Consider the following 15,720-nt stretch of genomic DNA (forward strand, 5'->3'; position numbering starts at 1 on the left):
TCAGCCTGCCTTTGCGGGTTTCTTCGGCCCCTCGACCTTTTCCGCCAGATCCTTGGCGATGGCGAAGGCACCCTTGATCTTGTCGCTGTCCTTGACCCAGTCACGGCGCACGATGATCTTGTTGTCCTTGATCTTCGCAAGCCCGTTCTGCGCCTGAAGAAACTCCACCAACCCTTTGGGATTGGGGAATTTGTCCTGATGGAACTGCACCGTCGCGCCCTTCGGCCCGGCATCCAGCCGGGCGATATGCGCGCGCCGGCACATGGCCTTGATCCGCATCACGAGGAGGAGCGTGTTGACCTCTTTCGGGACCGGGCCGAAACGGTCGATCAACTCGGCGGCGAAGCCCTCAAGCTCTACCTTCGTGGTCAGCGACGACAAGCGCCGGTAAAGTCCCAGCCGCACGTCGAGGTCGGGGATATAGCCTTCGGGGATCATCACCGGCACGCCAAGGTTGATCTGCGGCGACCATTGCCCATCATCGGCGCCGGGGCTGTCCAGCTCGCCCGACTTGATGCGGGAAATCGTCTCTTCCAGCATCTGTTGATAAAGTTCGTAGCCTACCTCATTGATATGGCCCGATTGTTCTTCACCCAGGATATTGCCCGCGCCGCGCAGATCGAGATCCTGAGAGGCCAGCGAAAAGCCCGCGCCGAGGCTGTCGAGGCTGCCTAGAAGCCTGAGCCGCTTCTGCGCATTCGGCGTCAGCGGCGCGCGGGGTTTGGTGGTCAGGTAGCAATAGGCGCGGACCTTCGACCGCCCGACCCTGCCCCGGATCTGGTAAAGCTGGCTGAGGCCGAACATATCCGCACGGTGGACAATCATGGTGTTCGCGGCGGGAATATCCAGTCCACTTTCAACAATCGTCGTGGCAAGCAGCACGTCATACTTGCCGTCATAGAAGGCGTTCATCCGCTCATCCAGCTCCCCCGCCGCCATCTGGCCGTGGGCCACGACATAGGAAACCTCGGGGACATGGGTCTTCAGGAACTCCTCGATCTCCGGCAGGTCCTTGATGCGCGGGACGACGTAAAAGCTTTGCCCGCCCCGGTAGCGTTCGCGCAGAAGCGCCTCGCGCAAGGTGACGGTGTCGAATTCCGAAACATAGGTGCGGATCGCCAGCCGGTCGACCGGGGGCGTGCCGATGATCGACAGGTCGCGGACCCCGGTCAGCGACAGTTGCAGCGTGCGCGGGATCGGCGTCGCGGTCAGGGTCAGGACGTGGATCTCTGACCGCATCTCCTTCAGCCGCTCTTTGTGCTGAACGCCGAAATGTTGTTCTTCATCAATGACTAACAGGCCGAGGTTGCGAAACTTCACCGACTTTGCCAGCACCGCATGGGTACCGATGACGATGTCCACCGTCCCCTCGGCCAGCCCCTCGCGCGTGACACCCGCGTCCTTGGCGGTCACGAAGCGCGACAGCGGCCGCACGGTGATGGCGGTGCCGCGGAAACGGTCGGCGAAGGTGCGGAAATGCTGCCGCGCCAGCAGCGTTGTGGGCGCGATGACGGCGACCTGGACGCCCGACATCGCGGCGATGAAGGCCGCGCGCATCGCGACTTCGGTCTTGCCAAAGCCGACATCGCCGACGATCAGCCGGTCCATCGGGCGCCCGGCACCAAGATCGTCGCCGACCTCGTCGATGGCGGAGAGCTGGTCATCCGTCTCCTGATAGGGAAACTTCGCGGCGAAGGCGTCATATTCGTGATGCGGCGCCTCAAGGATCGGCGCCTTGCGCAGATGGCGTTCGGCGGCGATGCGGATCAGCCGTTCGGCGATCTGGCGGATACGCTCCTTCAGCCGCGCCTTCTTGGCCTGCCAGGCGCCGCCGCCCAGCTTGTCGAGCAGCCCCTCCTCATGCCCGTAGCGGCTGAGGAGTTCGATGTTCTCGACCGGAAGATAAAGCCGGTCGCCGCCGGCATATTCCAGCGCCACGCAATCATGCGGCGCGCCAAGCGCGGTGATCGTCTCAAGCCCCGTGTAGCGGCCGACCCCGTGATCGACGTGGACGACCAGGTCGCCCGGAGAAAGCGATTGAGCTTCGGTCAGGAAGTTCTCGGCTTTCCTGCGTTTTTTTGCGCCACGGATCAGCCGTTCGCCGAGCACGTCCTGTTCGGAGATCACCGTAAGGCCCTGCGCCGCGAACCCGTGTTCCAGCGCCCAGACGGTCAGGAAAAGGCCGCCCTTGCCGTCCGGCACGTCGCGCATGTCGCGGATCAGCCTGGCCCCATGGACCTCTTCATCCTCCAGAAGCCCCTTCAACCGTTCCCGCGCGCCGTCAGAGTAGGAGGCGACAACCACCTGTCCCTCTGCCTGGCGCGCGTGAATATGATCGGCCAGCGCGCTGAAAAGGTTGACGTTCTCCAATTGACGCTCGGCCGAGAAATTGCGCCCGATGCGCCCGCCCGCGTCCAGCACCCCCGGCCCCGTGGCTTGTGGCAGGGCGACAAGCTGCACCACGCGATGCCCCGCGATCGCCCCTTCCCACCCGTCGTCGTCCAGATAAAGCAGCCCCGGCGCCGAAGGTTTATAGACCGAATCCAGCCGGTCCTTGCGCTTCATCGCCTCCAATCGCGTGTCGTATTGATCCGCGATCCCCTCCCAGCGCGACAGCCGGGCTGGCGTCAACTGATCGTCCAGCATCACCGAGGCGTCGGGGAGATAGTCGAACAGCGTCTCAAGCCGGTCGTGGAAGAAGGGCAGCCAGTGTTCCATCCCGGCATGTTTGCGCCCCGCGCTGACCGCCTCATAAAGCGGGTCGTCGGTTCCGGCGGCGCCGAATTCGATGCGGTAGTTCTGCCGGAACCGGGTGATGGAGGCATCGTCGAGGATCACCTCGGACACCGGGGCAAGCTCCACCGCCGTCAGCTTTTCCGTGGTGCGCTGGGTGGCCGGATCAAAGCGCCGCGCGCCGTCCAGAACGTCGCCGAAAAGGTCAAGGCGGACCGGCCCGCCCTCACCCGGCGGGTAGATGTCGATGATGCCGCCGCGCACGGCGTAGTCGCCGGGTTCGGTCACCGTGGGCGATTGTGAAAAGCCCATGCGGACGAGGAAATCGCGCAACCCCGCCTCATTCACCCGATGGCCGACACGGGCGGTGAAGGAGGACGCCTGCAACACCTCGCGCGCGGGCAGCTTCTGGGTCGCGGCGTTCAGCGTCGTCAGCAGGATCACCGGCGCGGGCAAGCCCTGCGCCAGCGCCGCCAGCGTCGCCATCCGGGTCGCGGAGACATCGGCATTGGGTGAGACGCGGTCGTAAGGCAGGCAGTCCCAGGCCGGGAAGGTCAGGACCAGCGCGTCGGGCGCGAAGAAGGCCAGCGCGGCGCGCATCGCCTCCATCCGCCGGTCATCGCGCGCGACATGCAGGACCGAGGCGCCGCGCGACAATTCGCGCGCGACGAGGCGCGCGTCAAACCCCTCGGGCGCGCCCGAAAGCGTGATGTGGTCGGCTGCGGTCATGCGCGTCACCTATAGCATTTCGGGTTTACACTGAATCAGAATTTGAACTTATTTCGTTCGAATTCTGATACTTGCTTTCTCGACGTAAACCCGAAACGCTTTATCCCGCCCGGCGGCGGTGTCAACCGAAGATGGCGATGTTGAAGTTCTGGAGCATCCCCCAGAAGGCGGTCACGAAGATGGAGATCATGCCGATCACCTGCACCGTGAGGCGATGCACCGCCAGCCGCTTGTGCAACGCCTCTGCGGCATCGCCATCGGTGCGGATGCGGCGCGCGGTGCGGATGCTGAGGAACATCACCAGCGACATCGGCAGCAGGATCAGCGACAGCGCCTGGCAGAACTCCACATGGTAGACGAAGCCGAGCAGGAGGAGCGTGCTCATCCCGAAGGCCCAGAAGGCCATCAGGATCAGCCCCGCCTCATCGGCGATGTAAAGCAGGCGCGAGACATTGACGCGGGTGATGTCGGCAAGGTCCGTTTCCGCCTGCCCGCCGACGCGCCGCGCCCGAAGGACCATGTCATAGGGAATACCAAGCACCCAATGCGAGGCCGAGGACCAGGTCACCGCAAGTGCAATCCAGTACCAGAGGTTCGAGAATGACCGAAAGTCGATCAGCTCGAAGATCAAACGTGTTGGCTCCAATGCCTGCCCCCGGGAAGTCGATGCCTTATACGGCGTTTGGCGCGATGCTATCCGCCGGCTTCGGCGGTTTCCACCCTTGTGATAGGATAAAAACCGTGGCAGGCGAAAGGCCTATCCGAACGGAGAGAGCGCCCATGACACCGTTTCACACCCCCTTCCCCGCCCTGCGCTTCCGTCGCTTGCGCCAATCCGCCGCACTGCGCGATCTGGTCGCCGAGGAACGGCTGAGCGTGAAGGACCTGATCTGGCCGGTTTTCGTGACCGACGTGCCGGGCGCGGATGTCGAGGTGCCTTCCATGCCCGGCGTGGTGCGGCGCACGGTCGAGGGCGTGGTGCGCGCGGCCGAAGAGGCGGCGGGCCTGGGCATTCCGGCGATCTGCCTGTTTCCCTACACCGACCCGGCCCTGAAGACCGAGACCTGCGAAGAGGCGTGGAGCCCCGACAACCTGTCGAACCGCGCCGTGCGCGCGATCAAGGCCGCGGTGCCGGAGATCGCGGTGATGACGGACATCGCGCTCGACCCCTATAACGCCAACGGGCATGACGGGATCGTGCGCGACGGGATCATCCTGAACGACGAAACGGTCGAGGCGCTGGTGAAGATGGCGCTCGCGCAGGCCGAGGCCGGGGCGGATATCCTTGGCCCCTCGGACATGATGGACGGGCGGATCGGTGCGATGCGGGCGGCGCTTGAGGCGGCGGGGCATAAGGACGTGACGATCCTCTCTTACGCCGCGAAATATGCCAGCGCCTTTTATGGCCCGTTCCGCGATGCGGTGGGCGCGGCGGGCGCGCTGAAGGGCGACAAGAAGACCTATCAGATGAACCCCGCCAATGCCGATGAGGCGCTGCGCCTGGTCGCCCGCGATCTGGCCGAGGGCGCGGATATGGTGATGGTCAAGCCCGGCATGCCCTATCTCGATATCTGCCGCGCGGTGAAGGACAGCTTCGGCGTGCCGACCTTCGCCTATCAGGTGTCGGGTGAATACGCGATGCTGAAGGGCGCGATCCTGAATGGCTGGGTCAAGGATGAGGTGATTCTCGAAAGCCTGATGTGTTTCCGTCGGGCGGGCTGCGACGGGGTGCTGACCTATTTCGCACCCGAGGTCGCGCGGCGCCTGAAGGGCTAAAGCGTTTCGGGTTTACGTTGAGAAAGTAAGTATCAGAATTCGAACGAAATAAGTTCAAATTCCGATTCAGTGTAAACCCGAAATGCTATAGGCGCAGGACTCCGGGCCGGTTCACCCGATCCGGGCCGCCCTTGCGGACCGGCGCCCCCGATGCCGTCGCTTGGGGTTTTTAACGAACTCTTTGGATCTACCGCCATAGAAAACAGGAACGGTTTTGTCCGTTCCCGCATGGAGGGCGACGGATTGACCCAGTTCAATCGTAAGTTGGGGCGTTGCCACGATGGGGTCAAAAAGCTCTTATACCGAACTCAACCAGTTCGAACCTTCTTCATGTAACGAGTGTGCCCATGGCCTATACTGACGTCATCAACGACTATACCAACGGCGCCACCGGAACCATCACGACCAGCAATGGCGGCACCGTCGGGTACACCGTTACAGGAACCGCCACGAACCGGGACATCGGCACCAATGTAGGCGGTGCGGGCGTCACGCTAAATGGCGAGGATTATTTCGACGTTCACTTCAACAACGAGGTCTCGGACGCGGTCCTGTTCATGACGGGAAGCGAGAACTACGAAGAATATTTTGTCCGCATCGACGGGGTCGTCGTCGATCTGAACACACTTATCGCGAATGGCGACCTGACGATCACCAGCATTGGAACGCCGCCGATCATCACCGCCAGCGGTGGCATCGCAGGCGGCACCTCCGTTTACGACGGGTCCAGTTATGAACTGGTGTTTCACTTCCCGATCACCAGCATCGGGGTTTTCGGCTCCGGGGGCGGGACGAGCAACTGGGACTATTTCGAGGTTGGCATCAACTCCACCACCACCGTCATCTGCTTCGCGCAAGGGACAGCGATTGAAACCGACCATGGACCTGTCGCCATCGAGACGCTCGGCGTGGGGGATCTGGTCATGACATGGGGCGGGGACGTCGCCCCCATCCGCTGGATCAGCAAGCGTGAGATCACCGCGCGCGGCCTGCATCACAATCCGGCCCTTTGTCCGATCAGGCTGTCGGCCGGAAGTCTGGGGACCGGCATTCCGAAGCGCGATCTTATGGTCTCGCCGCAGCACCGGATTCTGGCGTCCTCGGCCGTCGCGCGGCGGATGTTCGGGCAGCCAGAGGTCCTTGTCGCGGCGCACAGGCTTGTCGGGCTGCCGGGCATCTTCGTCGCGGATGAGGTGGAGGCCGTATCCTATTACCACATCCTGCTCGACAGGCATGAGATTCTGGTGGCAGAGGGCTGCCCGGCGGAAAGCCTTTATCCGGGTCCCGAGGCGATGAAGTCGATCCCTTCCACGGTAAGGAAAATACTGTCTGCCGGGGTCCCAGCCCTTGCCGGGGACAACGGCCCGCAGCCGCCAGCCAGGATGATCCCGAAGGGCCACTGCCAAAGGCAGCTTGCCCGCCGCCTGCTGAAAAACACCAGACCCGTCCTTGAAACGGCCGACCTGCCGATGGGCTGAGGCCGCGCCTGCCGCGCCAATTGTTGCCGGTGCTGACACAACAGGTAATGACAGGGCGTGACGACTGACCTATAGATAGTGGTGAACCGGCCGCAAAAGGCCGGGCGAGGTCAGAGCGGAGGCTTTCAGATGAACACGATTTCGCGCAGGGGTATGGTCCTTTCGGGCGGCGCCTTGCTGGGGCTTGCCGCCTGCGGCAACGGGATCGGCAGCCAGGGCGCGGCGAAGCTTGACGCCCGTGTCGATGCGACGCGCGATTACCTGCGCAGCCGCTATCCGGGCGTGGCCGAGCTGATGGGCAAGGCCAATGGGGTCCTCTACATCCCGCTGGTGACCGAGGCCGGGTTCATCTTCGGCGGCGCCTATGGCCAGGGCGCGCTGCGGATCAACGATGTGACGGTGGATTACTATTCCGCGACGCAGGCAAGCTGGGGCCTTCAGGTCGGCGCCCAGCAATATGCCCATGCGCTGTTCTTCATGACGCCCGACGCGCTGGCCGATTTCCGCCGCGCCGAGGGTTGGGAAGCGGGCGCGGACGTCGTCTACGCCCTGCCCGATCGCGGCGGCGCGGCCGGGGTGGATACCACGACCTCACTGGCGCCGGTGATCGGCTTCGTCTTCGGCCAGTCCGGGTTCATCGCCGGGGCGACGGTCAAGGGGACGAAATACACCCGTATCATTCCGTGAAGCGGGCGGGGGCCAGCCCGTCGTCCATTGGGCTTGAACCAATGGCGCACCAATGGACGACCCCCGGAGTATTTCGGCAACGAAGAAGCGCGATCAGTCGGGCTTGCGCAGCCGTGCGATAAGGCTTGACGTATCCCAGCGGTTGCCGCCCATCGCCTGCACGTCCTTGTAGAACTGGTCGACCAGCGCGGTGACCGGCAGGCTTGCCCCGATCTCATCGGCGGTTTTCAGGCAGATCCCCAGATCCTTGCGCATCCAGTCGACGGCGAAACCGTGGTCGAACTTGTCCTCGGCCATGGTCTTGTGGCGGTTGGCCATCTGCCAGGAGCCGGCGGCACCCTGGCTGATGACCTCGACCAGCGCCTCGATGTCGAGGCCCGCGCGGGTGGCGAAGTTCAGCCCTTCGGAGAGCGCCTGGACAAGGCCCGCGATGCAGATCTGGTTGACCATCTTCGCCATCTGCCCCGCGCCCGAGGGGCCAAGCAGGCGGCAGATGCGGGCATAGGCGGCGATCACGGGTTCGGCGCGGTCATAATCGGCCTCGGCGCCGCCGCACATGACGGAGAGGACGCCATTTTCCGCCCCGGCCTGACCGCCCGAGACGGGGGCGTCGACGAAGCCGATGCCGCTGTCGCGGGCCACGCCCTCAAGTTCGCGCGTAACGGCGGCGGAGACGGTGGTGTGATCGGTGAAGACGGTGCCGGGGTCCATGCCCGCGAAGGCACCGTCATCCCCCAGGCAGACCGCGCTGAGGTCGTCATCATTGCCGACGCAGGCCATGACGAACTCCGCGCCCTTCGCCGCCTCGGCGGGCGTCGGGGCGGCGCGGCCGGGATGGGTCTCCACCCAGCGGCGGGCCTTGTCGGGCGAGCGGTTATAGACCGTCACCTCATGCCCCTTGGCCGCCAGATGCCCCGCCATCGGAAAGCCCATCACGCCCAAGCCAAGAAATGCCACCTTCACCATCGCCAACCCCCTTGCGCATTGCGTCCATTCGCTAACTGTCCTAGTTAACCGCCCTGACCCGGCCGTCAACCGCCCGTCGCGGCGCTTCAGCGGCCTTTCGCAGCCTCACGGGGATCTGGCGCTTCGACCATGCTGACCGCTTTTCGCTGGCTTTTGCGCATCTTCGTGGCGATGGCGGTCCTGACCGTCGCGGCCCTAGTGCTGGTCTATTACTTCGCCTCGCGATCCCTGCCCGAATATACCGGCGATTACGAGGTGGAGGGGATTTCCGCCCCGCTTGAGATCGTGCGCGATACGGCGGACGTGCCGCATGTCTTCGGTGCGACGGATGAGGATGTCTATTACGCGCTGGGCTTTGCCCATGCCGAGGACCGGCTTTGGCAGATGACGATCCTGCGCCGGACCGTGCAGGGGCGGCTCTCGGAGGTGTTCGGGGTCGAGACGGTCAGGACCGATGAGCTGATGCGGCGGCTTGACCTTTACGGGCTGGCGACAAAATCGGTGGCGGCGCAGGACCCCGACGTGCAGCGCGCTTTGGAGGCCTATGCAAAGGGCGTGAACGCCTGGATCGGGATCGTGAACAGCCAGGCCAAGGGGCGCGGCGCGCCGGAGTTCTTCCTGTTCAACAACGAGATTTCCTATTGGCAGCCGGCCGACAGCCTCGCCATCCTGAAGCTGATGGCCTTCAAGGCCTCGACGCAGATTTCCACCGAGGTCCTGCGGGCGCGGTTGTCGCTTCTCGATACCGGCTGGGCCGAAGACCTGATGCCGGAGATCAGCGGGCCGGGGACCGCCGCCCTGCCCCCTTACGCGAGCCTCGTCCCCGACGTGCCGCGTAGTTTCGCGGCGCTGGGGGGGGAGAATCTGCCCTTCCTGCCGCGCATCGCGGCACCCTTTGGCGGCGCTTCGAACGCCTGGGCGGCGGCGCCGTCGCGGTCGGCCGCCGGGGGCGCGCTTTTGGCCAACGACCCGCATGTCGATCTTTCGGCGCCCTCGCTGTGGTATCTGGCGCGGCTGGAACTGACCTCGGGCGGGGTGATCGGGGCGACGATACCGGGGGTTCCGGCGGTGCTGGCCGGGCGGAATGCCGATCTTGGCTGGGGCATCACGACCGCCTGGGCCGACGATCAGGACATCAAGCTTGAGGAGCTGAACCCCGCCGATGCGACCCGCTACCGCTCCCCCGAGGGTTGGAAGCCGTTCGTGACCCGCAAGTCGATCATCACCGTCAGGGACGCGCAGCCGATCACCGTGACGCTGCGCTGGACCGATAATGGCCCGGTCCTGCCGGGGACGCATTTCGACCTTGCCCCCATCACGCCGCCGAACCATGTCGCGGCGCTAAGCTGGACGGCACTTGACGGGGCGGACCGTTCGATGACCTCGGCGATCAGACTGATGCGGGCGAAGACGCGGGACGAAGGGATCGCTGCGGGTGAGGATTTCGTCGCCCCGGCGCAGAACGTGGTGATGGCCGATCATGACGGCATCGCCATGGTGATGTTCGGCGCCATGCCGGGGCGCGATCCGAAGATGCAGGGCCAGGGGCGGTTGCCGTCGCTGGGCTGGATGGCGGAGAACCGCTGGGGGCCGCGCCTGCCCTATGCCGACAACCCGCGCTTCACCGATCCGACCGGCGGGATCGTCGGGAACACCAACAACAAGACCATCGACCGCAGCTTCCCGCGCCATGTCACCTTCGACTGGGGCGATACCCAGCGGGTGCAGCGCTGGACCCGGCTGATGCAGGAACGCGAGGTGCATAGCCGCGAAAGCTTCATCGCCGCGCAGCTTGACACCACATCGCCCACCGCGCGCACGCTTCTGCCGCTGATCGCCGCCGATCTGTGGTTCACGGGCGAGGCCGCGCCCGAAGGCACGCCGGAACGGCTGCGGCAGGACGCGCTGGGCCTTCTGGCCGAATGGGACGGCGACATGAACGAACACCTGCCGGAGCCGTTGATCTACGCCGCCTGGGTCCGCGCGCTTCAGACCCGCCTGCTGCGGGATGAGCTTGGGCCGCTTTCGGACAGCATCACCTCGGTCCAGCCACTCTTTATCGAGCGGGTCTATCGTGACGTGGGCGGCGCGGCGCGCTGGTGCGACATCATGCAATCGGCGCCGGTGGAAACCTGTACCGAGATCGCGCGGATGGCGCTGGACGACGCGCTTTTGCAGTTGTCCGAGAAATACGGGCGCAATGTCGAAAGCTGGCGCTGGGGCGATGCGCATCAGGCGATGCAGGACCACGAGGTGTTGGGGAAATTCCCGGTGCTGAAATGGATCGTGAATATCCGCCAGTCGACCAGCGGCGGCGACAATACGCTGAACCGGGGGCTGACCTCGGGGCGCGGGCCGGACCCTTACATGAACGTCAACGGGGCGGGCTATCGCGGGGTTTACGATTTCGCCGATCCCGACAGTTCGGTCTTCATCATCTCAACCGGCCAGTCGGGCCATCCGCTCAGCCGCTATTACGACGATATGAGCGAGCTTTGGCGGCGCGGCGAATATGTGCCGATGTCGCTGGACCCGGCGCTGGCGCGGGCGGCGGCGACGGGGATCACCCGGCTGCACCCGGCGGGCGCCGCGCGGGCCGCCAACTGAGGCGCCGGGCGCGCGACAATATCGCGCCCGTGCAACGACTGCAAAGCACCAGATAGTTCCGCCTTTTTCGTCAGAAGCATTGCCTCTGACCTGGCGGCCTACGTCGAAGCGGCCCTTCGCTGCGATGGTCATGAGCGTCGGTTGTGCGGGACTTTTCTGCCGTTTGAAAGGCCGGGCATTGCCCGACCGCGGGTGGGCGTAGGGCGGGCTGTTCGGCAGCACTTTATGGTGAGATCCACAGCCAACGGCTGTTCGGGGCAAGACGGTGCCGTATCGCCCGCCCGGTGGGGCGGTCGGGCGATGCCCGGCGGCGCGGGACGCGCCTTGGTTCCGGGCAAGAGGGAATGACTGCGAAGGCCTCAGCGCCGCCGTTCGCCGCGGCGTGGATGAACGGCAGCTTCGGGTGCTGATGGGCGCCACCTGGCCCGTGAAAGGCAAGCCTTTCTGACGAAAAAGGTAATCCGCCTCCGCGCTGAGACTTTGCTCCCTGTTTCCAAACGATATTTCTCCGCGCCGGAGGCAGAACTGTGTGCTGCCGCCAACGACTGGGTGTCGCGTGGTGCCTTCGACGCGAAAGGGCTGCAACCATACGAAAAATTCGCTATGCTCGGCTGGCGCGGGGACGGTGCGGAAGGATTTTCATGACGACGCCTATTTGCACGATCTTCGGCGGCCGGGCCGCCCGCGCGGAATTTGTGTCAAAGGCCGTGACCCCGTGACCGATCCCGCCCCCCTGCCCGTCCCGACCCTGAGCCTCGTCATCGCCGCCTATAACGAAGAGGACGTGCTGCACATCCTGTTCGAGCGGCTTGAAACCGTGATGGCCGGGCTTGGCGAAAGCTATGAGATCGTCTGCGTCAACGACGGCAGCCGCGACCGCACGGCCCAGATCCTGAACGCCGCGCATGAGGCCGATCCGCGGATCAAGGTCATTCACCTGGCGCGCAATTTCGGCAAGGAGCTGGCCCTGACCGCGGGCCTCGACTTTGCCACCGGCAAGGCGGTGATCCCTCTCGATGCCGATCTTCAGGACCCGCCGGAACTGATCGCGGATTTCCTGCGGCTCTGGCGCGAGGGCTATGACGTCGTCTTTGCCGTGCGTGAGGCGCGCGACACCGACAGCTGGCTGAAGCGCACGACGGCGGGGGCGTTCTATGCCACGCTGGGGCGCATGTCGAATGTGCGCATCCCGGCCAATGCGGGCGATTTCCGGCTGATGGACCGCCGCGTGGTCGATGCGCTGAAGCAGTTGCGCGAACGCAACCGCTTCATGAAGGGGCTGTTCTCCTGGGTCGGGTTCCGCCAGACCTCCATCCCCTATCGGCGGCCCGAACGCGCGGCGGGCAAGACCAAGTTCAACTACTGGAAGCTGTGGAATTTCGCGCTGGACGGGATCACCGGCTATTCCACCCTGCCCTTGCGGATCGCGGGCTATTCCGGCCTGATCTTCGCGCTTGTGGCGATGATCTACGGCCTTTTTCTGCTGCTGAGGACAGTGGTCCTTGGTGTCGATCTGCCTGGCTATGCCTCGATGATGGTGGCGGTGATCTTCATGGGCGGCGTGCAGCTTGTCGTGCTGGGGATCATCGGGGAATATCTCGGCCGCATGTATGATGAGGCCAAGCAGCGCCCGCTTTACGTCGTCGACAGCGTCAAGGGGCTTGAGACGCCGCCGCTCGTCGCCGTAGCCCTACCGCAGCCGGTGCGGGAGAGGGCATGACCCTGCCGGGGCGGTCAGGGCCGCTGACAGCGCGGGGCAGCCTTCTGGCGGCGGCGCTGCTTTATGTCGCCGTGACCGCCTATGGGGTGGCGAACGACGGCTACCATTCCGACGACTGGCGCCACCTGACCGGCGCCTCGCCGCTTTGGGTGGCGGTGGAGGGGCGCTGGCTTCTGGACCTGATCTATCGCGATCTGCTGGGGGAGCGGTTCCTGCTGCCGGTGCAACTGCTGCTGGCGTTCCCGTGCCTTTTCGGGGTGGCATGGCTGCTGGCGCGGCGCGCGGTGCCTGAGGGGTATCAGGGCCTTGGCGCGGTGCTGATCTTCGGCCTTGGCGTCAACCATCCCTTCATGTCGGACGCGCTGACCTTTGCGTCGAACGTCTTCGCCTATCCGCTGGCGCTTTTCCTCTCCGTCGCCGCCTTCGTGCTGGTGGAGGAAAGCCGGGGCCGGTCCGTGGCGGCGCAGGCGGGGTTGGCCGCGCTGGCCGCACTTCTCCTGTCCTTCAGCGTCGGCATCTACCAGACCTTCGCGGTCGCCGGGCTGATCGTGCCGGTGCTGGCGCTGGTCAGGGCCGACCGGGTGGCTTTCGCCGCCGCGGTCAGGCTGGCGGGGATCGGGGCGCTGGTCTCCGTCGCCGCCATCGCGCTTTACCTTGCCGAATGGCGCCTTTACGCGGCGCTTCAGGGCGTGACCATCGCGTCAGAGAGGTTTCAGGCCGCGGGTGCGGCGGGGATGGCGGCAAAGCTGGGGCAGTTGCCCGGCCTGATCCGCAGCCTGCAAACCGGCACGCTGATGGCGCTGCCCTTCGTGCTGCGCGCCACCATGGGGATGCTGTCGCTGGCCGTTCTGGCGCTGGGCGCTGTCGCCGCGCTCAGGATGCTGGCGGGGCAACTGCCGGGCGGCCGCATCCTTGGGCCACTGCGCATCGGGCTGGGGCTGGGCCTTGCGCTTTTCGTCTTTCCGGTTCTCTTTTGGGTGGCCTATGAGGGCGACACCGTCCCCGCCCGCGCCTTCGGTTATTTCGGCTTTTGGGTCGCGGCCCTTCTGCTGGCCACGCTGACCATGGCCGTTACCGGCCATGTCCTGCGCATCGCGGGGTTAAGCGGCGCCGCGCTGGGCGGCATGATCTTCGCCCTGACCGCCAGCGCCTTCTGGTCCGACACCGCGCGGTCCGGCCAGCGCGATATCGAACTGGCGCGCGCGATCGAGGCCCGCATCACCACCCTGCCCGGCTATGACGGCGGCCCCTTTCGCCTGGTCGGTGGCGTTACCAACCCCGATCTGGACTGGGGGACGCTGGCGAACTGGTCGAGCTTTCATGGCGGCAACCCGAGTATCGGCATCTTCCGCGAGCTTTACGGGCAGGACCATTACACCGCCTCCCTCCCCGCCAGCCCGCGCGCCTGCCGGGCCTTTCCGGCGGACGGGTCGGCCTTTGTCCTGAACGGTATGGCCTATCTCTGCCTTGAGAATTTCCCCGCCTTCACCGACGACCTTCGCTGCGCCGCCCTGACAGGCCTGCCGGGGCAAAGCCTGTGCCTTGGCCCGAAGATCATGGTCCATGTCGGCCCGACCTGCCTGCCAACCGGGCCGGACGATCCGGCGCTGACCGTCGCCTTCCGCAGCGCGGGCCAGCCCTACGCGCCCGAACGCAATTTCAGCGTGGCGAGCTTTGCCGTGCCGCTGGACGGGCGCTGCGCCACGCTGGCGCTGGCCCCGGCCAGCCCAAAGCTCTCCACGCTTGAGGTCGCTTTGCGCGGGGGGGACGGTGCGCCGCTCTGGCAGCAGGACATCGCCGTTGCCGACATGACCGCGCCCTGAAGGGCTATTTCACCGTCAATACGCCCGGCGGATAGATCACGCCCTCCGGCCCCGGCCCGCCTTCGGCGGCAAGCGCCTTCAAAAGCGTATCGCCCAGAAGCCGCCCGGCCTCCTGAATATCCTCGTAGATACAGTCCACCTCGGGGTCGATCAGGCCAAGCAGGCTCGAGGAGACCTTGACGACGGCGTTGTAATCCCGCCCGCGCAGCAGGCCGCGCGGTTTCAGGCCCGCCGTGGCGGCAAGGAAGGTCAGCTCGCCGGGAAAGATGAACCCGTCGGGGACATCGGCCAGCCCCTCGGCCCAGGCGCGGACGGTTTCGGGGGGCGAGTCGATCGACAGCCGGTCGGGGATGGTGACGGACAGCCCGCGCTCCTCCGCCGCGCGGTGAACGCCCGCGTGAAGATGGCCGGCGAAGGTGTATTCCGCAGGCGGCAGGATGATGCAGAGCGATCGCGCGCCCAGATCGGCCAGCCGGATCGCCGCGTTATAGGCAAAGTCGCGGTTGTCGAAATCGACGAAGGGGTGGCGCGTGGACAGCGTCGTTCGGCCATGGCAGGCGAAGGGCACACCCCGGTCCAGCAGGAAGCGGACCCGGCTGTCATCTTCCCGCGTGCGCGAAAAGATCAGCCCGTCGGCAAGGTTGTTGCGCACGACATGCAGGACCGGCGCAAGGCTGTCGGCGCCCGCGACCTGGGGAAAGACCGTCAGGTGATAGCCGGTCCCGGCCAGCGCGCCGGTCAGCCCCGCCAGCAATTCGTTGGTGAAGCCGAGGATTTCCTGATGCGGGTCAAGGATCAGGCTGATGACCTTGGTCCGCCCGGTGCGCAGGCGTTGCGCCGCGCGGTCGGGGACATAGCCCAGCCGTTCGGCGGCCTCGGCCACGATCTGACGCGTCGATTCGGCGATCTTGGGGTCCTTGGCCAGCGCCCGGCTGACGGTCGCCACCGCAAAGCCGGTATCGGCGGCCAGCGTGCGCAGGGTCGGCCGGGTCCGTGCGGTGCCTTCCTTCTCCCTGATATCGCCTGCCACGCGCCCTCCCCCTCACCGCGAAAACCGGGGCCATGATCCCCGCTGAAACCTTCGTCCCGCCATGCTATAATGCCGCCTTCGGGGACTGCAATAAAACGTTACAAAAATCTCTTGCCGCATCAAGAGAGATTTTGTAACGATTTAAAAAGCCATAAACCAATGGGAGGAAAT

The 15,720-nt window shown here is 65.3% G+C and carries 10 protein-coding genes; 6 read left to right on the forward strand and 4 right to left on the reverse strand.

Features of this window, described 5'->3' with window-relative positions; all coding sequences use genetic code 11:
• The gene (gene mfd, locus LX70_RS01590; protein ID WP_105512779.1) at positions 1–3,462 is read right to left on the reverse strand and encodes a transcription-repair coupling factor; all 3,462 of its coding nucleotides are present in this window, start codon (positions 3,460–3,462) and stop codon (positions 1–3) included.
• Positions 3,463–3,583: 121 nt separating this feature from the next.
• Positions 3,584–4,108 (reverse strand): component of SufBCD complex, encoded by a 525-nt coding sequence (locus LX70_RS01595; RefSeq protein ID WP_105512780.1) that lies wholly within the window; start codon positions 4,106–4,108, stop codon positions 3,584–3,586.
• A 134-nt stretch (positions 4,109–4,242) separates the two neighbouring features.
• On the opposite strand from LX70_RS01595, the gene hemB reads away from it, so the two are divergent.
• The 3 genes from hemB to LX70_RS01610 all read left to right on the forward strand — a co-directional run bounded on the left by hemB (position 4,243) and on the right by LX70_RS01610 (position 7,403).
• Positions 4,243–5,238 (forward strand): porphobilinogen synthase, encoded by a 996-nt coding sequence (gene hemB / locus LX70_RS01600; protein ID WP_105512781.1) that lies wholly within the window; start codon positions 4,243–4,245, stop codon positions 5,236–5,238.
• A gap of 347 nt (positions 5,239–5,585) precedes the next feature.
• Positions 5,586–6,716, forward strand: a complete 1,131-nt coding sequence (locus LX70_RS01605; protein WP_105512782.1) for a Hint domain-containing protein — start codon at positions 5,586–5,588, stop codon at positions 6,714–6,716.
• 129 nt (positions 6,717–6,845) lie between these two features.
• Positions 6,846–7,403 (forward strand): lipid-binding SYLF domain-containing protein, encoded by a 558-nt coding sequence (locus tag LX70_RS01610; protein ID WP_105512783.1) that lies wholly within the window; start codon positions 6,846–6,848, stop codon positions 7,401–7,403.
• Between the two features lie 93 nt (positions 7,404–7,496).
• On the opposite strand, the gene LX70_RS01615 is transcribed toward LX70_RS01610, so the two are convergent.
• Positions 7,497–8,369 (reverse strand): NAD(P)-dependent oxidoreductase, encoded by an 873-nt coding sequence (locus LX70_RS01615; RefSeq protein ID WP_105512784.1) that lies wholly within the window; start codon positions 8,367–8,369, stop codon positions 7,497–7,499.
• Positions 8,370–8,498: 129 nt separating this feature from the next.
• Between LX70_RS01615 and LX70_RS01620 the strand changes: the two genes are divergently transcribed.
• The 3 genes from LX70_RS01620 to LX70_RS01630 all read left to right on the forward strand — a co-directional run bounded on the left by LX70_RS01620 (position 8,499) and on the right by LX70_RS01630 (position 14,519).
• On the forward strand, positions 8,499–10,976 hold the full coding sequence (locus tag LX70_RS01620) for a penicillin acylase family protein (protein ID WP_105512785.1): 2,478 nt from the start codon (positions 8,499–8,501) through the stop codon (positions 10,974–10,976).
• A 715-nt stretch (positions 10,977–11,691) separates the two neighbouring features.
• Positions 11,692–12,696: a glycosyltransferase family 2 protein gene (locus tag LX70_RS01625; RefSeq protein WP_245884894.1), complete on the forward strand. Its 1,005-nt coding sequence runs from the start codon at positions 11,692–11,694 to the stop codon at positions 12,694–12,696.
• Positions 12,693–14,519, forward strand: a complete 1,827-nt coding sequence (locus tag LX70_RS01630) for a glucosyltransferase domain-containing protein (protein WP_105512786.1) — start codon at positions 12,693–12,695, stop codon at positions 14,517–14,519. Before LX70_RS01625 ends, LX70_RS01630 begins: the two co-directional genes overlap by 4 nt.
• Positions 14,520–14,523: 4 nt before the next feature.
• Here the strand turns inward: LX70_RS01630 and LX70_RS01635 are convergent, their stop codons facing one another.
• A complete protein-coding gene (locus LX70_RS01635) occupies positions 14,524–15,549 on the reverse strand; it encodes a LacI family transcriptional regulator (protein WP_105512787.1) in 1,026 nt (341 codons plus the stop codon).
• Between the last annotated feature and the right edge of the window lie 171 nt (positions 15,550–15,720).

This window comes from Albidovulum denitrificans (assembly GCF_002973535.1).
GTDB lineage: Bacteria > Pseudomonadota > Alphaproteobacteria > Rhodobacterales > Rhodobacteraceae > Albidovulum > Albidovulum denitrificans.